14 protein-coding genes and 2 pseudogenes are annotated in these 22,687 nt (G+C 56.9%); 9 read left to right on the top strand and 7 right to left on the bottom strand.

From position 1 onward, the window contains the following. The first annotated feature begins 418 nt into the window (after window positions 1–418). Window positions 419–1,207 carry a LuxR C-terminal-related transcriptional regulator gene (locus AC1D2N_RS28980; protein ID WP_130654094.1) on the top strand — a complete coding sequence of 263 codons (789 nt, stop codon included), beginning with the start codon at window positions 419–421 and terminating at the stop codon, window positions 1,205–1,207. 206 nt (window positions 1,208–1,413) lie between these two features. On the opposite strand, the gene AC1D2N_RS28975 is transcribed toward AC1D2N_RS28980, so the two are convergent. Genes AC1D2N_RS28975 through AC1D2N_RS28960 form a run of 4 tightly spaced genes read right to left on the bottom strand, consistent with a single transcriptional unit; the run spans window position 1,414 to window position 6,716 of the window. Beyond that, complete coding sequence (locus AC1D2N_RS28975; RefSeq protein WP_130654095.1) at window positions 1,414–3,255, bottom strand: glycosyltransferase family protein; 1,842 nt, start codon at window positions 3,253–3,255, stop codon at window positions 1,414–1,416. Between the two features lie 4 nt (window positions 3,256–3,259). After that, entirely contained in the window at window positions 3,260–4,303 is a 1,044-nt protein-coding gene (locus tag AC1D2N_RS28970) for a UDP-glucuronic acid decarboxylase family protein (RefSeq protein ID WP_064648744.1), read from the bottom strand. 45 nt (window positions 4,304–4,348) lie between these two features. Beyond that, a complete protein-coding gene (locus tag AC1D2N_RS28965) occupies window positions 4,349–5,842 on the bottom strand; it encodes a sugar transferase (RefSeq protein ID WP_047622231.1) in 1,494 nt (497 codons plus the stop codon). 7 nt (window positions 5,843–5,849) lie between these two features. Beyond that, entirely contained in the window at window positions 5,850–6,716 is an 867-nt protein-coding gene (locus AC1D2N_RS28960; RefSeq protein WP_130654096.1) for a WecB/TagA/CpsF family glycosyltransferase, read from the bottom strand. 424 nt (window positions 6,717–7,140) lie between these two features. On the opposite strand from AC1D2N_RS28960, the pseudogene AC1D2N_RS28955 reads away from it, so the two are divergent. Then, window positions 7,141–7,593, top strand: a pseudogene (locus tag AC1D2N_RS28955) (IS66 family transposase); the annotation flags it as partial. A gap of 196 nt (window positions 7,594–7,789) precedes the next feature. Here the strand turns inward: AC1D2N_RS28955 and AC1D2N_RS28950 are convergent. Both AC1D2N_RS28950 and AC1D2N_RS28945 read right to left on the bottom strand, forming a co-directional pair. Continuing rightward, window positions 7,790–9,916, bottom strand: a complete 2,127-nt coding sequence (locus tag AC1D2N_RS28950) for a right-handed parallel beta-helix repeat-containing protein (protein WP_130654097.1) — start codon at window positions 9,914–9,916, stop codon at window positions 7,790–7,792. Then, the gene (locus tag AC1D2N_RS28945; protein WP_047622228.1) at window positions 9,913–11,232 is read right to left on the bottom strand and encodes an O-antigen ligase family protein; all 1,320 of its coding nucleotides are present in this window, start codon (window positions 11,230–11,232) and stop codon (window positions 9,913–9,915) included. Before AC1D2N_RS28945 ends, AC1D2N_RS28950 begins: the two co-directional genes overlap by 4 nt. Before the next feature lie 617 nt (window positions 11,233–11,849). Here AC1D2N_RS28945 and AC1D2N_RS28940 point away from each other — a divergent pair. From AC1D2N_RS28940 to AC1D2N_RS28910, 7 genes and pseudogenes are all read left to right on the top strand, one after another. Continuing rightward, complete coding sequence (locus AC1D2N_RS28940; protein ID WP_130654098.1) at window positions 11,850–12,800, top strand: glycosyltransferase family 2 protein; 951 nt, start codon at window positions 11,850–11,852, stop codon at window positions 12,798–12,800. Further along, on the top strand, window positions 12,797–13,897 hold the full coding sequence (locus AC1D2N_RS28935) for a glycosyltransferase family 4 protein (RefSeq protein ID WP_047622225.1): 1,101 nt from the start codon (window positions 12,797–12,799) through the stop codon (window positions 13,895–13,897). The genes AC1D2N_RS28940 and AC1D2N_RS28935 overlap by 4 nt, the downstream gene beginning before the upstream one ends. Beyond that, window positions 13,891–15,033 (top strand): glycosyltransferase, encoded by a 1,143-nt coding sequence (locus AC1D2N_RS28930; protein ID WP_130654099.1) that lies wholly within the window; start codon window positions 13,891–13,893, stop codon window positions 15,031–15,033. The genes AC1D2N_RS28935 and AC1D2N_RS28930 overlap by 7 nt, the downstream gene beginning before the upstream one ends. Further along, complete coding sequence (locus tag AC1D2N_RS28925) at window positions 15,030–17,243, top strand: GumC family protein (protein WP_130654100.1); 2,214 nt, start codon at window positions 15,030–15,032, stop codon at window positions 17,241–17,243. Before AC1D2N_RS28930 ends, AC1D2N_RS28925 begins: the two co-directional genes overlap by 4 nt. A 92-nt stretch (window positions 17,244–17,335) precedes the next feature. Continuing rightward, a complete protein-coding gene (gene gmd, locus AC1D2N_RS28920; RefSeq protein ID WP_112907995.1) occupies window positions 17,336–18,439 on the top strand; it encodes a GDP-mannose 4,6-dehydratase in 1,104 nt (367 codons plus the stop codon). Further along, a pseudogene (gene fcl, locus AC1D2N_RS28915) lies at window positions 18,432–19,522 on the top strand (GDP-L-fucose synthase). Before gmd ends, fcl begins: the two are co-directional and overlap by 8 nt. Before the next feature lie 551 nt (window positions 19,523–20,073). After that, the gene (locus AC1D2N_RS28910; RefSeq protein ID WP_130654102.1) at window positions 20,074–21,603 is read left to right on the top strand and encodes an aldehyde dehydrogenase (NADP(+)); all 1,530 of its coding nucleotides are present in this window, start codon (window positions 20,074–20,076) and stop codon (window positions 21,601–21,603) included. Window positions 21,604–21,797: 194 nt separating this feature from the next. Here AC1D2N_RS28910 and AC1D2N_RS28905 read toward each other — a convergent pair whose 3' ends face one another. After that, window positions 21,798–22,685, bottom strand: a complete 888-nt coding sequence (locus AC1D2N_RS28905; protein WP_047622221.1) for an intradiol ring-cleavage dioxygenase — start codon at window positions 22,683–22,685, stop codon at window positions 21,798–21,800. Between the last annotated feature and the right edge of the window lie 2 nt (window positions 22,686–22,687).

Raw genomic sequence — 22,687 nt, 5'->3', positions numbered from 1 at the left:
TAAAGAAACAAAACGTTTAAGGTTATTCACCTAAAGGCGTATCTACTTATGACGACTTACGCCCTAGTTCATGCATCTACCGACATTAGTGGCGGGGCCATATTCCGCACCCCTTGCCGGACCTACACCCGAGACACCGATTGTTTCCATGCGTTTAGTTGACCTCGCCCGGAGTGCCTTGTAACGACGCAGACTATCCTGCCGGACATATAGTATTATATAAGTCTACCTCAGATGTTACTTTATATTTCGGCCTTACGATAGAAGTTGTGCGCCACTTAGCCTATATTAGCTACTGTAACGTTCCGCGAATTGTGGTATTCGATTCCTACTTTAGAGTTTCCTAAACCCCCGTAATGAGAGGGGTTGGTACTCGGGCCGTAGTGTGGCGTAACGTGTTTAGGGGGAGGGTGAAGCTGTGAATTCAGCGCTTATACCGAATTTGGACCTAAGGCAGGAAAACGCAGCCTTTCCCCTTAAGATGGAGAACAATTCGAACATACCTGTCGTGTCGGCAAGACAGACGCATTCGCTTGTCATTCTCGATAATCGTGAGCTCGATCGGCAATGCCTGGCGCAATGCATGGCTGCTCAGAAGGCGGATTTGCAGATTCTGGCTTTTGGATCAATTGAGGAGTGGAAGCAGAAGCGCGACGAATATCCGCCGCTTTTGGCAATCCTCCTGAACGTCGGCGGCAAAAAGATCGATGAACCGGCCGTATCGGAGCAGATCCGGAAGCTTTCGTCGGAATTCGCATCAACGCCACTCATCGTATTGGCTGATAGCGACGATTTCGGCCAAATCGTCAGGGCGCTTGAGTACGGAGCCAAAGGGTTCATACCCGCCTCAGTCAGCGTCAGCGTGTGTATGGAGCTGATCGCGCTGTCGGTAGCAGGAGGAATTTTTGTGCCTGCCACCGCCCTGTTCGCCATGCGTCACTTGCTGGACTCGAGCAACTCGACCGCACGCCCGCTAGCCGGCATATTCACGGATCGTCAGGCCGAGGTCGTGGAGGCGCTCCGACGCGGAAAGGCGAATAAAATTATCGCTTATGAGCTCAACCTGCGAGAAAGCACTGTGAAGGTGCATGTTCGCAATATTATGAAAAAGGTCAAAGCGACGAACAGAACGGAAGTCGTGTTCAAGCTCAACGATATTTTTCAGCATCATCTTTCGGGCGGCTCAGCGGCAAGCACCCTTTGCTGATGCGGTCAGCCGATCAGATCTTGCATCGCATCACGAGCACATGCACGCGCTAAACATTCTCGATGGCTGCGCGGCAAGTAGGCCGCCGAGTCCGCGATTTGACGCCATCGAGTACTTTTCAGGTGGAGCATCTTCAGCCTCACCTGGAAAGTTTGTCATGCACGCCTCTCCAGGTGAGGCTGTCTGCATGTGCGATTTTCCCACATCTAATTGCCAGTGCCCATAGGAAGCCTGGAAAGCGCCATTCGGATCCTGCGCAACGGGCCTCTCTGCGAATGGGGGACCAGACGGCGCGCAAGGTGCCAGAAATATCGGAATTCAGGCAGCGGCGGTACATTGGGCCTCAGGCCATTCAGGCGCAGTCTGACCATCAGGCCATCGATGCCTGAATATAGTCGCAGACGCCAACCAGCATCACGTTTGAAATGTAGAAATGTTACTTTCTCGCCGGCGCCGCTTCCACCGACGGGAGCGTGACGAAGTACATTTGCGAGATCTGGCTGCTGACAGCGCTCAATAATATCGGAAAACCATGCAAGCCACTCGGAATCGCTCCGATCGGGAATCTGGTGAATGCTTTTTCGATCGCTGCCATAGCGTCCCGAGAGGACCCCATCGCCTGAGCGACCGAGTTGCGCGATGACGAGGCGCACGCGCCTGAATTCGTCGTGGGATAGAGATGGATAGAAATCTTGCAGCCTCCGCGCCCGCTCAAACTGGCCTCTGCAGATCAAAGCGAGAAGGAAGTACGCCCACTCGACCGGATCCGGGTTGAGTGCCCCATATTCGGTCATGGTCACCTTGACCAGGTCCACCAGAAGGTCATAGGCGCGATCGGCGTCGCCCTCCTGCAATGCACAGACGGCAAGGCGGAATTTAGCTTCGGGCAGGTAGGATACATAGTCCAGGCAGCGTGCGTAGCACTGCTTGGCTTCCTCCACCCTGCCCTGCTCGAGAAGCAAGTCGCCCTGCTTCAGTAAAGCGCGATCGCTGGCTTCCCCCACGATATGGACGCTCTCTTGCTTGGAGATCCGCTGGACCTTTGTAAGATCGCCGAACGGGCCGGACTGGATGATCTTGTCGCCGAACTGCAAGCCCTTGTTCAGCATGAACCACTGGTACATTTGCGGCCTGTGGCTCAGTGTATGACACGAATGGATCAAACTGTAACCGGCTGTCGTGATACGCCGTATTTCGTCGGGATGGGCAAAAAGGTAATCTAGTCGCTCGACCACGTTGTGGTCGTCAACAAAGACACAGTTCTCCATATCGACAAAGCCGGCCGCCTCCACTGCTGCCGTGCGTTCGGTCACGAGACAGGCATTTGCCCCGGGAATCTCAAAATGCTTGCGTACGACCTCGCCGCCCATAGTGCCGCATGTGGGGACGACGAGGCTTGCGTTGAGCGCACGCGCATAAGCCTCTCCAGACAGGAGCTGGGAAGCTAGCTTGCTCTCATAGGCGTGTTGCGGCGAGACCAGGCAGGGGTAGCGGTCGCGGATTATCGGAAAGACCGTCTGTCGCCAGGGGTAAAGGCCGTAGGCCTGACCTGTGAGCATGGCCGGGATGACCTTTTGCTGGCCATAGTCGTGGTAGACTTCGGGATCGATGAAATTTGGCCAGACGAACAGATTCTCCTTCACCGCTGGCAGATATTCCGGAGTCATCGTTGCGATCGCGAAATACGTCTCGATGCCCCACTGCTCCATATCGGAAAGGAAGCCCGCGCGTCGATCACACCATGCGTCGGCGTTATGCAGGCCAAGCTTCGGAACGGCGATATGGGTATTGGTGTTGGTGATTTTTATTCGACGTGAGCCATGCGACCGATAACCGCTTTCAAACAGCGTCAGATCCGGCTCGTACCTGTCGCATATCTCTGCATAATCGCAGTCGCGGTTAATGACGACGACATCGAAATGTGTTGCGAGGCATTTGACCTGCTGCTGCATGTGCAGCAGCAGGTAACCGGCCGCGTTCGCATTGGGCTGATGGTCCCATTGAAAAAAAACGAGCCGTGGTTTTCGATCATTAACGTTGCTATTCATGTCCCTATCGAATGGCTTCAGGAGCAGTGAGTTCGACGTTCGCAGACGCCAGATGCGGATAAGCCTCTTGCGAGGACTTTGCGCTAAGTCTGTTCCTTACGCCGCCCGAAAGCTTCCACTCGAAATAAGCGATCGTCCTCTCAAGCCCCTCACGAAGGTTCACCTTCGGCTGCCAGCCCAGTTGTTGCGTTGCGCGGCTGATATCCGGCTTGCGCTGTGTCGGATCGTCAACTGGCAGATCCTTGAAGACGATGCCGGACTTCGATCCGGTCATTTCGACCACCATTTCTGCCAATTCACGGACCTGGAATTCTCCGGGGTTGCCGAGATTGATGGGGCCTGTAACCCCGGCGGGCGCCCCCATCAAACGGATAAAGCCGTCGATCAGGTCGTCCACATAGCAGAAGGAGCGCGTTTGCGTGCCGTTGCCGAAGATGGTGATCGGCTCGTTTCGAAGCGCCTGAACGATGAAATTGGAGACGACGCGGCCGTCATTGGTCTGCATGCGCGGACCATATGTGTTGAAGATCCGCGCCACCCGGATTTCCACGCCATACTGACGATGATAGTCGAAGAACAACGTTTCGGCACACCGCTTGCCTTCGTCATAGCATGCCCGCGGGCCTATGGGATTGACACTGCCCCGATACTCCTCCGGCTGCGGGTGGACTGCCGGATCGCCATAAACTTCGCTCGTGGATGCCTGGAAGATCTTCGCCTTGGTGCGTTTGGCCAGGCCGAGCATATTGATGGCGCCGTGCACATTGGTCTTCACGGTCTGCACGGGATCGAATTGATAGTGGACCGGAGATGCCGGGCAGGCGAGGTTGTAGATCTCGTCGACCTCCACATAAAGCGGGAAGGTGATGTCGTGGCGAAGAATCTCAAAGCGGGGATCGTCGAGAAGGTGCAGTACATTGTCGCGCGAACCGGTGTAGTAATTGTCCACGCAGAGAACGTCATTGCCCTCTCGCAAAAGCCTTTCACACAGGAATGATCCCAGAAACCCGGTGCCGCCGGTTACCATAACTCGCTTTTGTCCGTGCATTGGTGTGCTCCGTTGTTGACGGTTGCCTCGCGGAAGCGAGGATGGTTAGTAGGCTCCCCCGCGTTTGAAGACCGCAGGAATTGTGCTGAGAATAATTTGGCAGTCGAGCCACAGGGACCGGTTGTCGATGTAGAACTCGTCGAGTTGCTGCTGCAGTTCGATATCCGCATTGCTTCGTTCGGATATCTGCCAGAGGCCCGTCAGCCCCGGTGTTACCGAACGCCGCTTGTCACGAAATTCGCTATCCATCGCTGAAAGGTGATATTCTGGAAACGGACGCGGTCCGACGATGGCCATCTGGCCAGCAATGATGTTTGCCAATTGCGGCAGCTCGTCGATGCTCGAAGAGCGCAGCATATGTCCTATAACCGGAAGGACGCGCGGATCGTCCTTGAGCTTGAAGTGGCTCAACCACTCGGCGCGCATGTTAGGGTCATCTCGGAAGACTGTTTCAAGGCGCTGTTCTGCATCCTGATACATCGTCCTCAATTTCAGGACGTGCACCGGCTTGCCGGACCGCCCCTCCCTGGTGTGCCGGAAGAAGACGGGGCCCGGATCGATGGCATAGATTGCGGCCGCTGCAAACGCGATGAATGGGGCGACCACGATCGATGCAGGGATGGCGATTGCGAGATCGAGGATCCGGCGAACCAGGTCCGAGTTCACTGAACTCCCACTGTTGGTAAGGCGAATACCGATTTCTCCGCCGACATCCGCAGGTCGCAATCCGCTTACCTTGAGGCTCGGCGTGTCGGACAGCAAAATGACTTCGGCGAACTTCCGACGCATCGCCGCCAAATCGGGTGCAAACGCGCCTGTGTCGCCCCCAATCACGGCAATGGATGGCCCGCCATCGGGCAATGCCTCCAAACTATCGGGGGAAATGGCCTCCGGCCTGATGCCATACTGCCAGTGGTTCTTGAAATGGGCCACGAGAGCGGGAGTAAGGTTGCACCCCCCTATGACAACCGCGCGCTCCCCCCAGCCTCCAAGTTTCCAGCACAGGCCCCGTGCAAGCCAATGCACAAATGGCTGAACAATCAGCCCGAGAGCGAGGAACCCAATGACGGCAAGCAGCAGTCGTTCCCCCTCCGGCAGGATAATTGCTCCGAATGCCGTCAGGACAGCCACCTTGACGGCAGCTATGGTGCGTCGCCGCAGATGTTCGTGGTCATGCAACCGATATCCAGGATAGAGGCCGGCCGATGCGTAGAGAACAATGGCAGCGAATGCTGCGATCGTGAATGTACGCTCCACCATCGTGCCCTCCAAACCACCGGGGAGAACCGAGAGGAGAACAAAATAGGCAATCAAATAGCTCGCAATGTCGCCGGCGACCAGGAAGGACGACGTTGCAAGCCGAGCAAGCCGACGCCGTAGTGCGACGGGCATATTTATCGCTGCCTGTGCAAAGGGATCGGCGGTCTTAGCTGCTATGGGCGGCACTGAACCTGCCGGAATCGTCCGCGACGTCACGTCATTTGATGTGGATGCCTTCGACGGACCCGGTGTCATTGCTGGCGACGCAAATAGGGACATGATGGCTTTACACCTTTGCAGCTGCTTCTTTTGGCGCGCTTGATCCAAAAAACTTGTCTTCGATCGGAAACTTCCGAAGCCCCAGTCTCTGGACTGCCGTCAGTGAGATGAAGGTCGGCACGACGAGCGCATAGCGCCGCCACAGCCGTCGCGGCTCGCATAAAAGACGAAACGCCCATTCGAAGCCGCTTCTTTGAATGAACCTTGGAGCCTGCCGCTTGAGGCCGGCGTGGAAATCGAATGCGGCTCCGACACCGATGAGCATCGATGCTTCCAGGCTATCGCGCATGCGCGCCATCCAGAGTTCCTGCTTGGGACTGCTCAGCCCGACCCAGATGATATCGGCGCCCGACCGATTGAGCCGGTCAGCAATATCCGTTTCCTCCCGCGTCGACAGTTTGCGAAAAGGCGGCGCATAGGAGCCGACGATCCGTGCTTGCGGAAATTTTGCGAGAAGGCGCGCCTGCAGTTGTTCGAGCGTTTCGGCCGTTGCGCCATAAAGGAAGTGACGCAAGCCCTTGGAGCTGCCGGCATCGAAAACGGATAGCATGAGATCCGGTCCATAGACCCTGTCGCTTTCCACATGACCAGCATGTCTCAGCGCCCAAACAAGCGGCATGCCGTCAGGGGTTACGAGGAACGCCCGGTTATGTATCGACCGGAGCTCGGGATCATCTTGACAGCGGACGATGCCGTGTGCGTCGCGAACGCACACATATTCCTTCCTGCCGTCTTCGATCGCTTTTTGAATAAATCCGGTCGCGCTTTTGAGATTGACTGCCGAAATGCGAACACCAAGGACATTCGTCCATTCTAAGGGACCCTTTGAATGAAGAACTGAAGTTTGGCTGCCGCCTGCTGTTTGCTTTCCCATGACCTACGCTTTCGCGATCGAAACTGTCATCAGAATATCCCGGCAGGCCGATTGCCTCCATACTTGCTACTCCAGCTATTGGACGTAGAAGAGATTTCGACTTTACGTCTTATGCCGCGACGACGTACAATATTTGAAGTAAGTCTATGTACCCCACAGCTTACCATGTTGCTCTTTTTGATGACCGATGGCCCGAAATAGCGCTTCGGCGCGCGCAGTGCTGCGGAAGCTCGTCACTCTAGTGGGAGCAAGCTGGGGAGAGGGGGACATGGTCAATCCAACAGGCGAGGTGAAAGGCTCGGCTGGGGAGCGTTCAGAAATGTCGGACAGAACCAACCGGCCGCGGAAAGATCTTGATTCCAACGGCTATGTGCGTGGTCATCAGGGAATTCATGAGCTACACCTAAGCAGGTGGAACGCTTGAAACGGGCTTGCCGCCGGTCAACGCCTGGACCGACGCCGCAGAGACAGCCTGCCGCTCGTCGACGATCTGCAGGCTTGGCTTCAAACCGAGCGTGCAAAACTGTCGCGCAGTTCTCCGGTCGCAGAGGCGATCGACTACATGCTCAAGCGTTGGGATGGCTTCACGTCATTCCTGGACGACGGCAGGATTTGTCTGACCAACAATGCCGCCGAGCGCGCGCTGCGAGGCTTCGCACTTGGCAGGAAATCATGGCTATTCGCCGGATCGGATCGTGGCGCTGACCGTGCCGCCTTCATGGCTACGCTGATCATCACGGCAAAGCTCAACGACATCGATCCGCAGGCGTGGCTTGCCGACATCCTCGCCCGCTTAGCCGACACTCCGATCACCAGGTTGGAGCAACTGCTTCCATGGAACTGGACACCGCAGACCATCGACGCTCAAGCGGCGTGACCAGCGGCCTTCACCGTATGCTTTGCGAATTGGGCGAGGTTTGGATTTTTGCTTTGAAGCCGCCTCGCCACCCTCATCTCGTCACCGTTCTTGCCTGCGGCGGCCACGAGCAGCGCGTCCGCGCCGATCGAAGAGTATTCTAGATCGCCATAGCAGCGCTTGTCTCTGCAGAACGCCCTCGTCGAAGCGCCTTTCGTTACTCGGGCGGGGCGACTACGCTTCCGGTGTCCACCCCAGCCTTCTGAAGATCTCCTAGACTACCAAATTCTCCCGAAGGCATGATTTCCGGATCAATTCTGAAGCTCTTGTCGTTCAAGTTGCCGCTGTAGCGATTGCGCGCGAATTGCACGAATCCAGGACCAAGATCGGGAGCGTTGACATACGCTACAATGCTGCTGTCACTGCCAACCGAGACAACATTCTCCTCAATACGATTAGGGCGTGCCCATGGCGGACGCCAACCCCTGCCGGTACCGTCATCAACGCGAAAAGCCGCGCCCGATCCGTGCGTAATGACGTTTCCCGCCACCAGGTTGCTCCAACCGCCGTTGATGCCGATCGCCGTGACGTTGCCGGAGAGCGTATTCCCCTCGATACGCAGCCCGCTCGCCTTCCCATCCGTATAGATCGCCCAGCTGATAGGAGACGGCCATTCGCTGGTATTCTCATATCCGGGAGGCCAGAACGTCCCATCGACTCTGTTCATGAGATGACCCGTCCCGGTCACCAGATTGGAGCGGATGGTGCTGTTCAGAGGGTCAGCCTGCTCGCCCATCATCTTGATGGCGCCGCCATCTGCCGTTTGTTGATTGGCGTTATGGATCACGTTGTGCTCGATGACAGCGTTATAGACGGCGTCAGTGGAACCCCACAGCGAACCGCCGGCGATCCCGAACTGCGCCGTGTTTTCGATAAGGTTGTCGGCGATCCTGACATTGTCAGCCGCTTGGAACCATATCCCGGCGGTTTCAATGTAAACCTTCCCGATGTCATGGATATGGTTTGAGAGGATCCTGGCGCCGTTCGACTTGACGAACGTGCCATAATTTGTGCCGACGTAAATCCCGTTGCCAGCCACATCCGCAATCACATTGCCGGCAATCACCGCATCCTTGCTTTCCGTCACATGGACCCCGACGCCGACATTGTCGATGCTGTTGCCGACAATTTTGACGCCATCGGCATGTTCGATCCGTATGGCGCCAAATCCTCTGGTTTCCGTATAGAACTTGCCGCTGCCTTCAGGAGCTCCGTCTCTAAACTCGAGCCCTGATACAACCATCCCACTGGCCTCATCCAATTTGAACAATGTTGGCAGAATGCCAGCAACGACCACGGAATCGGGTAACGACTGATCGACAGGGATGAAATGAAGCTCGCCCGCGGCAAGGTCGTACCACCATTCTCCGGGAGCATCGAGCAAGTCCCTGGCTCCGGTTAGGAAATAGCGGCTGCCTTCTGCGGTAAAGAAATAGCCGGTGCCTTTCGTATTGACAGTCCGGCGGGCGGCATCGATGGATACAACTGGGAGCGTATCATTGCCCCACTGGCTTCCGGGTTGATACCCTCCAACGATGTCCACGACCAGTCCACTTGTATCATCCACTGCCGGAAGATCGCCGGCATGGAAACAAAAACGCGTGTTCCCTTCCCTGATGTCGATGGCAGGATTGCATTTCGCGGCAAACAACCATCCCTTGCGGGGATCACCATCAGCGGGAGCGTCGGGGAATCGAGCCCGAGTTTGGCGCATCCCATTGACGAAAAGATCACCGACCCCTTCACCCGGCGGCAATTTCAGCGGCGCCGTCCAGTGACCATCAGCCTGCCGCGCCCAGTTGCCCACGCGCAGCCCTCCATGCAAAATCGGCGCTTCATTGCACCTTGCCGTGAGGATCAAGCCCTTATCGCGGGCGTCAAAGACGATCGGTTGAGTAAGGTAGTAATCGCCTTTACCCAGCGCGATTGTGTTGGCACCGCCCTTGTCACGGGCAGCATCACGAGCTCTTTCGATGCTGGCGAAAGGGCCGTCCCCGCCCTGCAGATTTGCTGTCTGAAGGAGGCCGCTCCAGGTGTCTTTGCCATCGGGAGAAACGTAAAATATCGTCCGCGGCCCGGTGCTGCCGGTCAATACGTCGCTTAAAGAAGTCCCATTCAACTCGGGCGACAAAGTCGCGGAAGCTTCCGCGCAAGTGGCCTCCCTGACGAGCATCTGCAAGCGCTCGGGCGCATCTATCTCTGTCCCGACCGGAGCCGGATTGCCGAACTGCGGATAGACCATGACAGGCAAAATGCTCAGGATCACTCCAAAACGCCGCCTCATGATATCTGCAACCCGCTCTCAACGCCACGCGAAGGCGTCTGCCAAGATGGCGAACGGTTGAGCGAAACGACGGGCGCGTACAGCGAAAACATGATGATGGCTGCGATAAACAGGATGAAGATGGCATCATTCTGAACGAAAAAAATACTCTCGGTCAGATTCATCACCAGAATCATGATTGTTAGGACGTTGAGCCAGAGCCACCCGTACTGCGTATCGTGACAGTGAAGGACCGCGCCCCGGCGGATTGCCTGGGGAAGCATCAGAACAAACGGAATCATTCCCGTTATTCCAAAGCTCAACAAGATATCGCGGTATCCATTATGCGCGTGGGGCGCCGGCCATCCGAGCTTGAACCACATGTGCGTCGCTTCGGGGTTCTCAGTTGTCCAGAAAGCCTGGTAACCATACCCAAACATCCAACGGTGGGATATTTCGACATCAACCAGTTCCCACAGTGGCACCCGACCCGTCAAAGTCGCGTCCTTACCGAGCGCCTCAAGGGCCGGAACCAGGAATTCGTGAAGCGAAATCAGAATGCCAAGAGACAGTTGAACGAAAAACAGAACGATGACGACGCGGCCAATGCTACTGCTTCTTTGCAGGAGGGAATAAAAGCCGATCAGGCAATACGCCACCGACGTTGCAATGGTCGCAGTCATCGATCCGGAGCTTACAAGGCAGATCACACCCGCGGCCAACAAGATGAACGCGGTTCGCCGCAGGCCGAGCGTCCCGTCGATCAGCACGGCCGTTGCCACCAAGATCATCAGAGACGCGTACCAGCCCAGGACGTTCTTGTGGATGAAGATGCCCCGCATAGTACCATCCGGCATGGTGGCGAGACTTGGTGACACCACGGAGATAACCACACTGAGGACGATACAGGCTCCAAGGGTCACAAATATCAGGAACAGCAACTGCCTTGGTGTGAAACGTATCGCCAGGACATAGGAAAGAAGCAGGCAAAACAAAAGGCCGATTGCGCGCCTCAAGGTCGTTGGAGGATCTATTGACCATAGGGTGGATAAAAATGGCAGGACAAGGATCGCGGGAACAATGAGATTTCGCCTGAGCGCGGTTAGAAATTGCGGAAAATTGCGTAACAGGATCACGATTGTAAATACATACACAGGAAAGCAAGGAAGACGCAGTATAGATCTGGCAGAATCGCTGAGCGTTCCGTCCGCATCTGCCAGGATAAGCGGCAGCAACGCGCCCGCCTGAAAGAAAAGGGATATGCCGGCGCCCCAGCATTCTACGCTCCGCCAACTAATGGTTGGTCCGCTGGCAGTTCCGAGGCTATCTACTCTCATTATTCGTCCCGACTGACTTGAAAGACAAGCGACTGTTGATCGCGGCAGTCAAAAAACAGGTGTCGGCCTTCGTGCTGCACTGCTCCCAAGCAACCATTCAGCCACATCCGCAGTCAACCTGTCCTAGTGAAGGGCGGGCTACGCCTAATGCACCTTCGCTCCACCTAAAGACTATGGTGTGCGTAAGACTTCAGCCGGTGTTTAGCCAAAAGACGGGTCTTCATGTCACCGGATTGCCCTTAAGAGCAGATGTTGCGCATGTCGGTTCACCGGTACCGTGGCAGCGATCGTCTTGTGAAGCGTGGTGGGTAAGCCGCGTTTCCGCTGGCGTGAGGCAACAATTCTGACAGAGGCTCTCTCTGCAGTCGAAGCCTGGAAGGTTTAGGATTTCTATGTTTCTGCGTCATGATCCTAGTTCTCTATGCAACACGACGGGCGCCCTACTCGGCGTGGCAATCTCATCGGCTCTGCGCGAGATGCTGTCCGGCCGACAAGGGACTTTGGATATCACCATCCCTGAGGCTCCAAACCTCGATGGCCGCGCCAAGCACGACGTCTTAAGCAACTTTGCGCTGCTGTACAGCGGTGCAACGCCGCAATCCGCCTGAGAACGCGTCATGGAGCAGCCAGCCCTCAGTGTCCTCATCAATAATTACAACTACGCTCGCTTCGTCGGGCGGGCGATAGACAGCGTGTTGAACCAGGACGCGCACAACGTCGAGATAATCGTCGTCGATGACGGCTCTAGCGACCAGTCGCGGTCTGTTCTGGAAGCGTATGACAGCCAAGTGAAGGTGATCTTTCAAGAGAACGCAGGACAGGCCGCTGCGATCAATACCGCTGTGGGATCAAGCAGGGGCGAGATCCTCTGTTTTCTGGATGCCGACGACTGGTGGGCGCCGAGCAAGCTGTCGGCAACGGCTGCAGCGTTCCGCGCAAACCCTCAAGCATCGCTCGTCTATCACCGACTGCAGCCAACCCTTGTCGATGGCACGCCGACTTCCAAACCGATCCCTCGAAGCCTGTGTTCGGGCGCTTTGTCGCCGCTGCTCACGAGATCGGCTGGTTGGTGGCCTTTTCCGATGACGTCAGCCATCGCGGTACGACGTAGCGCATGGAATGCAGCAGGCAGCATTCCCGAACAATTCCGCATATCAGCCGATGCCTGGCTCGTGGGGATCTATCCGTTTCTGGGGGACGTCATTGCCATGTCGGATCCGCTTGGGTTCTACCGCATCCACAATAACAACTGGTATCGCTCGATCGAGGATGCGACCACACTAAGGAAGCGGATGACGCACTGGCAGCAAACCGTTGAAGCAACGAACCTGTTTCTCTCAGCCCATAAGCTGCCGGCAAGACTACAACTGACGGATCACTATCCCTATCGCGTCGCGTCGGCAAAGCTGCAGGGAGCCGATGCACGCACCCGGTTCAAGCTTGCGGTCGAAGGCCTCTTCTTTGCCGGCGAACCGAACCTGCTCAGGCGGACACGCGATAGTTTGCGCTCGGCACACGGCCTGTCACGGCTCGGTCTGGACGCCGGCTTGTCGGAGGCAGCGGAATGAAGGCGCTGCTATTGGTTTCCGAACTGGAAGATTATACCATCGCGTTTGCCAGCGGCGTTGCCCAACACCTAGACGTTGTGCTTGCCGTGCCGCGGCGGCGTTACGCACATCTCGCCTCTTCCATCGATCCAGCAGTCGATCTGCACCTTCTGGACTGGCCGAGACACCGTTCTGTCTCCAATCCCTGGTTTCTGTACCAGCTTACGCATCTGATCCGGCGGGAGCGGCCGAACCTCATCCATCTCCTGAGCAATTCGACACTTTGGCTGAACCTCGCCGCGCCGTTCTGGCGCCCAATCCCGCTGGTGACGACCGTTCATGACGTGGAAATCCATCCCGGCGACTCCGATACGCGTACGCTGCCCGGCTGGGCCCCCGAATTGATGGTGAAGCAATCCGGACATCTTGTTGTCCACGGTGAGGGACTGAAGCGGCTGGCCGTCGATCGATATTCAAAATCGCCGGACTGTGTCCATGTTCTGTCGCATCCCTCGATCCATCGCTATGCAGAGCTCGCCCGGCGACAGAAGATGGCGCCGCGCGAAGCGGATGGAACGATACGCGTCCTGCTCTTCGGACGGATTTTTGCCTACAAAGGCCTGGAACATCTGGTCCGGGCCGAGGCGATACTCAAGGACGTACTTCCCAACCTGCGCATCACGGTCGCAGGACGTGGCGACAATCCGCTTATCTTCCAGCCGCTCATGGGGGATGCCGGCCGCTACGACATTCGCAATCGTTTCATCGAGGATGCAGAGGTCGCCCAGCTTTTCCTGGACACCGACATCGTCGTGCTTCCCTATACGGAAGCATCCCAAAGCGGTGTGCTCAACCTTGCGGCCGCATTTGGCAAACCGGTCATCGTTACGGATGTCGGCGAGTTGCGAGGCACCGTTCAGCCCAACGGGCTGGGAATGGTGGTCTCTCCCGGAGATGCCAAAGAGCTCGCGGCAGCAATCAGGACATTGGCAGACAACGGCGAGCTTAGAAACAATTTCGGTGCCAATGCGCTCGAATGGGCACAAGGACCGAATTCGCCTGAACGGGTCGGCGCCCAAGCCGCGGCCGTTTATCGGGAGGTGGTCGGGTCATGCTGATGGAGGCCCTCACGGACAGAAGTCGAATGGCAGCACGGAACGCGGCTAGCGTCCGCCACTATGTTCCGGGCGGCTGCGAGAACGGCGGCGGAATTGGGAGGCTGATCGGCTATATAACAGAGACCGCGAAAGAGACCGGAACGCAACATTTAGTCACCGATACCAGAGGGGCTCGATGGTCCAAGGTGGCATCACCCGCACGCCTGCTCGCCGCCATCCTGACGATGGCAAAGGACCGGATTGTTGCTCCCGCTCGCATTCACCATATCCATATCGCCGGCCGCGGCAGTACCTCCCGAAAACTGATCCTGACCGAGGCTGCCCGTTTGTTCGGGTGTTGCCACATATTGCACCTGCACGATTACGACTATGCCGGCGACTTTGCGCAACGCTCGCCGCGCCAACAACGGCTCATACGTCGGATGTTTCAAAATGCCGATTGCGTTGTGGCGCTCGGCCAGCGCGATCGCATGACGCTGACGACACTGTTGGGCGTTGACGAGCGCCGCACGGTCGTTGCCCATAATTGCGTCCCCGACCCTGGGTCGCACGATATTCGCGTCGGTCAGATACCGTTGATCGTATTCCTTGGCCGGTTGAGTGAACGCAAGGGGGTCAGAGAGCTTCTGTTGGCGCTGAGCCACCCGGTCATGAAAGAACTCCAGTGGCGGGCTGTACTTGCAGGCGACGGACCTGTTGAGGATTATCGCCGTCAGGCTGACGCCATGGCGCTTGCAAATCTGGTAGAAATGCCCGGCTGGCTTGACGCCGGTGAGGCGCGAGCCCTGTGTGCGCGTGCAGATATACTGGTCCTGCCTTCGCACGCCGAAGGTCTGGCAATGGCCGTGCTCGAAGGGCTGTCCCACGGTCTCGCCGTCGTCACCACGCGTGTCGGGGCGCATGACGAAGTCATTACCGACGGCGAAACCGGCATCTTCGTCCCGGTCGGAGACCAGGATGCCCTGGCTGCGGCCCTGGCGAAGCTGGTGTCCGATCCAGAAATCTGCATCCGCCTCTCGGTCCAGGGGCGCACACATTATCTCAACCATTTCAGCATGAGGGCCTATATGCGGTCGCTCGAGAAACTTTACGAAACCGTTTCCGCGAAACCTCAAGCAATGGTTGGCGCAAGATGACGATTTCCACTGTTCCGCCGGACCGCAACCTTCCGATCTCGCCGATGCGTTACGATCCTCGCTTTCAGGTGGAGACCAAGGCGGACAACTTGGATCTGGGATCCGTCTTCCGTCTCGTACGGCGAAGAATGATCATGATCATCGCGATAACCGTTCTGTTCATGGCGCCCGCGGCGATTATGATCTTTGGGTTGGAGCCCACCTACCAGGGTTGGGCCCGGTTAATTGTCCACCAGCCCCTTGCAACATCACTTGATGCTGAAGATGCCAGCCACAGTGATCTGCTTGACGCGAAATCGGAGACTGAACGGCTTCTATCCAGAAGCATCGCAGAGCGAGTTGTCCGCGAACTGCATCTTGAAGTGCGGGAGGAATTCAATCCAGCGCTGCGGGAGATCTCGTTCATTGAAAGGGTCCGGGCCACGTTGCGCGGCCTGTTCGACACAAAAAAAACTACCCCGCCTGATCGGAACAACATCAACGCCATCATCCCGGAATATTTTAGGGCGCTCGGCGTGTGGCATGAAGATAAGAGTGACGTTGTCCAGATCAGCTTCAATTCGACTGATCCTCTACTGGCAGCCGCGGTTCCGAACCGGATCATCAGCATTTACCTCGATGAACGGAAGGGCAGTGTCGATGCCCGCCTGGAGGCAGCGGGAGAATGGATCCGACAGCGCATTACCGAACAGCAGGCTCGCGCGGACATTTCTCGCGACGCTGCCCGCAACTACCAAGAATCGATGGACGTCGTCTCGCAAGAGGACGCTCAGGAGGAACGGATCAAGTCATTTCTAGAGCTCACTGGCCGGGAAGGGAAAATCGAAGAAAGCCGCGTTGAGGTAGAGGGGGTGATATCGGCGCTGGAAGCAGCGGATAAAGCTTCGGTCGTCGCACAGAATATCGTCGTCCCCGATAGCATTGCCATAAAGCAACGCGATCTTCGCGGACAGGAGCAGGATCTCGCCCGTCTTCTTGAGACATATGACGGCAATGCCGAGGCCGTGGTGGATTTACGTGGCGAGATCGAAAAATCCCGTGCCGATCTCGACCTTGCGACCAAGCAATATCTCCAGACAATGCGCGCGAAGCTCACCGCACTTGATCATGAAGCTGAAGGAGTACAATCCCGGTTGGTTGTTGCTCAAGAAAAACGCATACGCGATGCGCTGGTGCAGACGGAGTTGTTGCGACTGCAGAAAATCGCCGAAAAGGAACAAACGGCACTCGACAAGCTTGAGAACCAGCGCCGTGACCTCGCCGCGAAGGCCATGCTGCCGGGGGCAGAATTGGAAGTTTTATCACCGGCTACAGTGCCGCTCGCACCACAGGGACGTGGACGGCTTTTCTATCTGGTAGGCGCCCTCCTGGCTGCAATCTCGGGTGCCGTAACGGCTGCTTTCGTGATCGAGATGTCGGACCGGACGGTCCGGAGTTTCGACCAAATAACTGCAATGGCGCGCACGATACCGGCTGGACTTATCCCGCGTCTGGCGCGGTGGGAAAATTCGAAAACGATGTTCGAACATATGCCGGTCCCGATGTTTGACGAAGCAATCCGTACCGTGGTGCTTTCACTCAAGCAGTCCAATGGCGGCAAGTCGCCGAGCAGTATCGTCGTTACCTCGGCCCACAGCGGGGAAGGCAAGTCGCTGGTCGCGAGATCGCTGGCTATCGAACTTGCTGCCGCCGCAATTCCGGTGCTGCTGGTCGATGGCGACCTTCGGCGGGGAAGACTCGATTCGTTTTTCAGGTCGGGATTAAAGTACGGACTGAACGAATTCCTGAATGGTCAGGCCGATCTCCGCGACATCATCTACCGCCATCCATGCGGTATCGACTTCATTCCATCTGGAAGATTTAGTCTCCAGCGGCGCATCCGTTCGAACGGCCTGGCGGAAATCATCGAGATGGCGGGCGCGGCTGGCCAGATTGTCATCTTCGACAGCGCGCCGGTGCTCGCCTCGGCAGATACCGTGCATTTGACTGCCCTGGCGGAAAGAACACTGGCGGTCGTTAGATGGGGAAAGACGAGCCGCCGCGCGGTCGAGTTCAGCCTGCAGCAAATGAAAATCTCGAGAAATTCTGAAATCGTTGTCGCGATCAACAATGTAAATCCCGCAAGGCACGCGCTGTATAATTTCAGTGATTCGGAACTGTTTTCGAAATCACTGATGAAATACTACAGCTTAAGGGGAGCGAATACTTAAAATATAAAGAGCTAAACTCTCATTGGTGTGATATTTTACGAAATATACAGCATCATCCGCTTCTGCATTGGTATTCGAGTTGGAGGGCAATCATGGATACGGGAATGACAAAGAACCGAAAAGTCGCGCTGATTACGGGTATAACAGGTCAGGACGGTGCGTATTTGGCCGAATTACTCCTGGAGAAGGGCTATATTGTTCACGGCCTCAAGCGACGCTCATCATCCTTCAACACCAGTCGCATCGAGCATCTATACGAGGATCCCCATGTCGAGAATCCTCGCTTTATTTTGCATTTCGGGGACATGACTGATTCGACGAATCTCATCCGTGTTGTTCAGGAAACGCAGCCGGACGAGGTCTATAATCTCGCCGCACAGAGCCACGTTCAAGTCTCTTTCGAGACGCCGGAATATACTGCCAACGCAGATGGAACCGGCACCCTTCGGCTACTTGAAGCAATTCGCCTCCTAGGGCTGACCAGGAAGACCCGCTTCTATCAAGCGTCCACCTCAGAGCTCTACGGCAAGGTCCAGGAAGTCCCGCAGAGCGAAACGACGCCGTTCTACCCTCGATCACCCTACGCAGTGGCCAAGCTCTATGCCTATTGGATAGTGGTCAATTATCGCGAGGCATATGGCATGCACGCCTCGAACGGCATTTTGTTCAATCATGAAAGCCCGATCCGCGGCGAAACCTTCGTGACGCGTAAAATCACCCGGGCGGCGGCTGCGATCCATCTTGGGCTGCAGGAAAGGCTCTATCTCGGCAATTTGGATGCCAAGCGCGACTGGGGACATGCACGAGAATATGTCCGTGGCATGTGGCTGATGCTGCAACAGGACGAACCGGAGGACTATGTCCTTGCGACCGGCGAAACACACTCGGTTCGTTCCTTTGTTGACAAGGCCTTTGCCAAGGTGGGCATGCCGATTGAGTGGCGTGGGAACGGTGTTGAGGAAAAGGGATACGATAAGACATCCGGTCAGTGTGTTGTGGAGATCGATCCAGCTTACTTCCGTCCGACCGAAGTTGATCTTCTGATTGGCGATCCGACGAAGGCGCACACGAAGCTTGGCTGGAAACATGAGACCAGTCTTGATCAGCTGGTTACGGAGATGGTTCGCGAGGATCTGAAGGTCATGGCACGAAACGTGCCGTCGGTAGGCGTAACCAAAGGTTTTGCCTATGCCTGAAGTGATCTATAGCCTTGCCGGAAAAAGGGTCTATGTCGCGGGCCACCGCGGCATGGTAGGCTCAGCGATCGTGCGGCGTCTCGCTTCCGAGGGCTGCGAGATTTTGACGGCCACCCGCGCCGAGGTCGATCTCAGACGGCAGGACCAGGTGGAGGCCTGGATGAACAAGAACCGTCCCGACGCTGTCTTCCTGGCTGCTGCGAGGGTCGGCGGTATTCTGGCGAACGCTACTTATCCGGCCGACTTCCTTTACGACAACTTGATTCTCCAAGCGAACGTCATCCACGCAGCCCATAGAGCTCACGTCGAAAAACTGATGTTTCTGGGCTCGTCCTGCATCTATCCGAAATTCGCCGATCAGCCGATCGTTGAGGACTCACTTCTGACTGGATCGCTTGAGCCCACGAATGAATGGTATGCGATCGCTAAAATTGCCGGATTGAAGCTCTGCGAAGCTTATCGCAAACAGCACGGTAGAGATTTCATCTCGGCCATGCCTACCAATCTTTATGGTCCAGGGGATAATTTTGACCTCGGGTCAAGCCATGTCATGCCGGCGCTCATACGCAAGGCGCATGAGGCCAAGATCAACCAGCAGCAAGAGATATGCATCTGGGGGACTGGCACGCCGCGGCGCGAATTCCTGCATGTTGACGATTGCGCCGACGCCTGCCTCCATCTCATGAAGACCTATTCCGCCGAAAGTCATGTGAACGTAGGTTCGGGCGAAGACATTACCATCCTGGATTTGGGATATCTCGTCTCCAAGGTCGTTGGTTTCGAAGGCAAGATCACACGCGACCTGACCAAGCCAGATGGCACGCCACGTAAACTCTTGAGCGTCGACAAGCTTCGCACGCTCGGCTGGTCTCCTAAGATCGGTCTGAAGGAGGGTATCGCGGACGCTTACCGCTCCTTCCTGGATGGGCATTATCTCGAACGCAGCAACAGGCTATGTCCGGCGACTTGATCGGTCAAAGCGGCATCAGGTTTGAGAGAGCCAAAAATTCGACGCTGCACGCGCCCACTCTCTCTACAGTCGCACATCATCCCTCGCGCACAGCGAATTTGCGCGAGGAATAATAAGGTATTGTCTCGGGGGGGACGCACATGCTGGGGGAAGCAAATAATGCAACCAGTAGAAATTAGGATTGCAGCGTTAATTTTCCTAATAACCGTGTGGGCGATGATTATCAGAGCGGCAATGGATTTTTTCGCGGTCGAGATGCCGATATCCCTTATCGCGCTTTTACACGGATAGTCCACGTCGGATGGGCTCCGCGAGATTACCTTCGGCTGGACTGTCGAACGACAATCGCTGCAGTAAAGTCGGCAGGCTTGGCCGCACCGCGTTCGAAACGCGTGGCCACTCTTTCCTGAAGCAGGGCGTTCAGTTCTTCCTCGCCGATCTTTGGCGCCGGTGGGTTTTCGACGAGGCGGTGAAACTCTCGATCGCTGAGCGATCTTGAAGGACAATATCGGAGGCTGAAAAAAGTATTACTTTTTGACCCCGTGACTTGGTTTTGCGGCGCTCTGAGACTATCTACATCCAGCCATCATCGTTGAAAGGTCCGCAAGCGATCTTTTAACGCGGACCTGAAGTGGTCCAGAATAGGTTTTCGAAAGGATGTATCATGAAAGTCTCCGGCGATCTTCTCATCGGCGGCGCGGTTCTGCGGGGCGGCGCAGCCAGCTTTTCCGCCACCAATCCCGCCAGCGGCTCGCCTCTGGAGCCGAGCTTTGCGGGAGCGACGAAAGATCAGGTGGAGCAAGCCACGGCTGTTGCCTGGGATGCTTTTCCCATTTATCGGGAGACACCGCTGGAGAAGCGCGCGCTTTTCCTGGAGGCGATTGCAGAGAACATTCTCGAACTCGGTGACGATCTGATCCTGAGGGCAATGGACGAAACCGGCCTGCCGCGCGGGCGTCTCGAAGGCGAACGAACGAGAACCGTCGGCCAGCTGCGCCTGTTTGCGAAAGAGGTACGCGAAGGTGCATTCCAAGAACTCCGGTTCGATCCGGCCGATCCCGACCGGAAGCCTGCACCCAAGCCTGATCTTCGTCTTCGCAACGTGGCTCTCGGTCCTGTGGCGGTGTTCGGCGCTTCGAATTTCCCTCTTGCTTTCTCAGTCGCAGGAGGCGATACGGCCTCCGCCCTTGCCGCCGGCTGTCCCGTTGTCGTGAAGGCTCATTCCGCTCATCCAGGAACGTCGGCGCTTGTCGGCAGCGCCGTCCAGCAGGCGGTCGCAGCAAGCGGCCTGCCGGCAGGAACTTTCGCCTTACTGTTCGACGCTGGTTTTGAGGTTGGACAGATGCTGGTCGCCGATCATCGGATACGTGCAGTGGGCTTTACGGGCTCCCGGCGCGGCGGAACCGCACTGATGAAGATTGCGTCGGAGCGGAAGCAGCCAATTCCGGTCTACGCCGAAATGAGCAGCATCAATCCCGTCATCCTTTTCCCGAACGCCCTGCAGAACAACGCGGAAGCGATCGGGAAATCGTTCGCGTCCTCCTTGACCTTGGGAGCCGGTCAGTTCTGCACCAATCCAGGCCTCATCATCGCAATCGATGGCCCCGGCCTCGACGCGTTCATAAACGCTGCCTCCGCAGCTCTTCAGGAATCGCCGGCTCAAACGATGCTGACCGGGGGGATATGCGAGGCCTATCGGAAGGGTGTCGCCAGACTGTCGGCGTCGTCTTCCGTATCGCAGTTGGCGACGGGAAAGCAGGGAACGCCGCAACAGGCAGTGGCAGCCCTCTTTGAAACGACCTCGGCCTCCTTCCTGTCAGAGCCCGAGCTTCAGGAGGAGATATTCGGCGCAGCAGGATTGATCGTGCGTTGCCGGGATGAAGCAGATCTGCGCCAGGTCGTGAACGCTTTGGAAGGTCAATTGACGATTGCCCTGCACGTCCACCAAGACGACCTGTCGAATGCTGCGGAAATGCTTCCCCAGTTGGAGCTCCTGGCCGGTCGTCTCCTCGTGAACGGGTTCGGCACCGGCGTCGAGGTTTCTCCGGCGATGGTGCACGGCGGGCCGTACCCGGCAACGTCCGACGGTCGGTCGACTTCAGTCGGCACGCTGGCAATCTATCGGTTTTTGCGACCGGTTTCCTACCAGGCCTTTCCACCTGAGTTGCTTCCGGCGCCACTTCAGAGCAGGTAGCTCCCAGCATCCGCGTTCTTACCAGCAACCTATCTCGTGAGGGAAACGAGGGGGCGACCTTTCGAGGAGCACCTCCCACCCCGCGCGCGACCAACGCTACGGACATGGGCGGTTGGCCGAAGATGCCCGTCCGGACCTCACCGCGAGTGGAACTGGTCGCCGGTTTGGACGGGGCCGACTTGCGCCAAAAGATCCTACTCCTCCGGCCGAGCCAGCACGAAATCGTGCTCTACCTGCCAGAACTCACCCAGGAAACCGAGCTCGTTGGCGCGTACCGGATCCTCAACCTGCTGGAACTTGGCAAGCAAGCTCTCCTTCACACCGAAGACGGCGTCAGAATGGATATACGGGTCGTCCGGATCAAAGATGTGTGTCGTGAGCGTCTCGAAGCCGTGGGCCTTGATGATGTAGTGCAGGTGAGCAGGCCTGTAGGGGTGGCGACCGAGCGCACCGAGCAGCTTGCCAACCGGTCCATCGTCCGGGATCGGGTAATACTTAGGCTTGACCGCGCGAAACCAGTAACGGCCGTCCGCGCCGGTGCGAAAGACGCCGCGGAGGTTGAAGTCTGGTTGGATCCCCTTCTGCTGCACGTCGTAGAAGCCTTCGTCGTTGGCCTGCCAGACGTCGATCACAGCGTTGGCAATCGGCCTGCCATCAGTGCCGAGGATGTGGCCGCCGATGACCATGTCCTCGCCCTTCTGATCGAGGCAGATGTTGGCGCCCATCGGCAGTTCCGGCGCGTCGGCAACGTGAAACGGGCCAAGAACAGTGCTTTCGGAAGCCCCTGAGGGCTTGCGGTTATTGATGGCGTCGACCAGCATCGACACGCCGAGCACGTCCGACAGCAGGATAAATTCCTGTCGCCATTCGTTGCATGTGTGCCCTGTGCGGGTGAGAAAAAGGATTGCCTCCATCCATTCCTCCTGCGTCGGCTCAAGCTCCTTTACCGCCTCGTGCAGCTTACGTGTTACGACATCCATCACACGCTTCAGGCGCTGGTCTGTGGCGGTGGCGTTCCGGCTCGTCACCACCTCAACTGAGTTCTCCTCTGTGAAGAAACCCTTTTCATGTGCGTCAATCATGG

The organism is Rhizobium sp. P1_B8, assembly GCF_056406515.1.
This window is presented reverse-complemented; position numbering and strand designations above follow the sequence as displayed.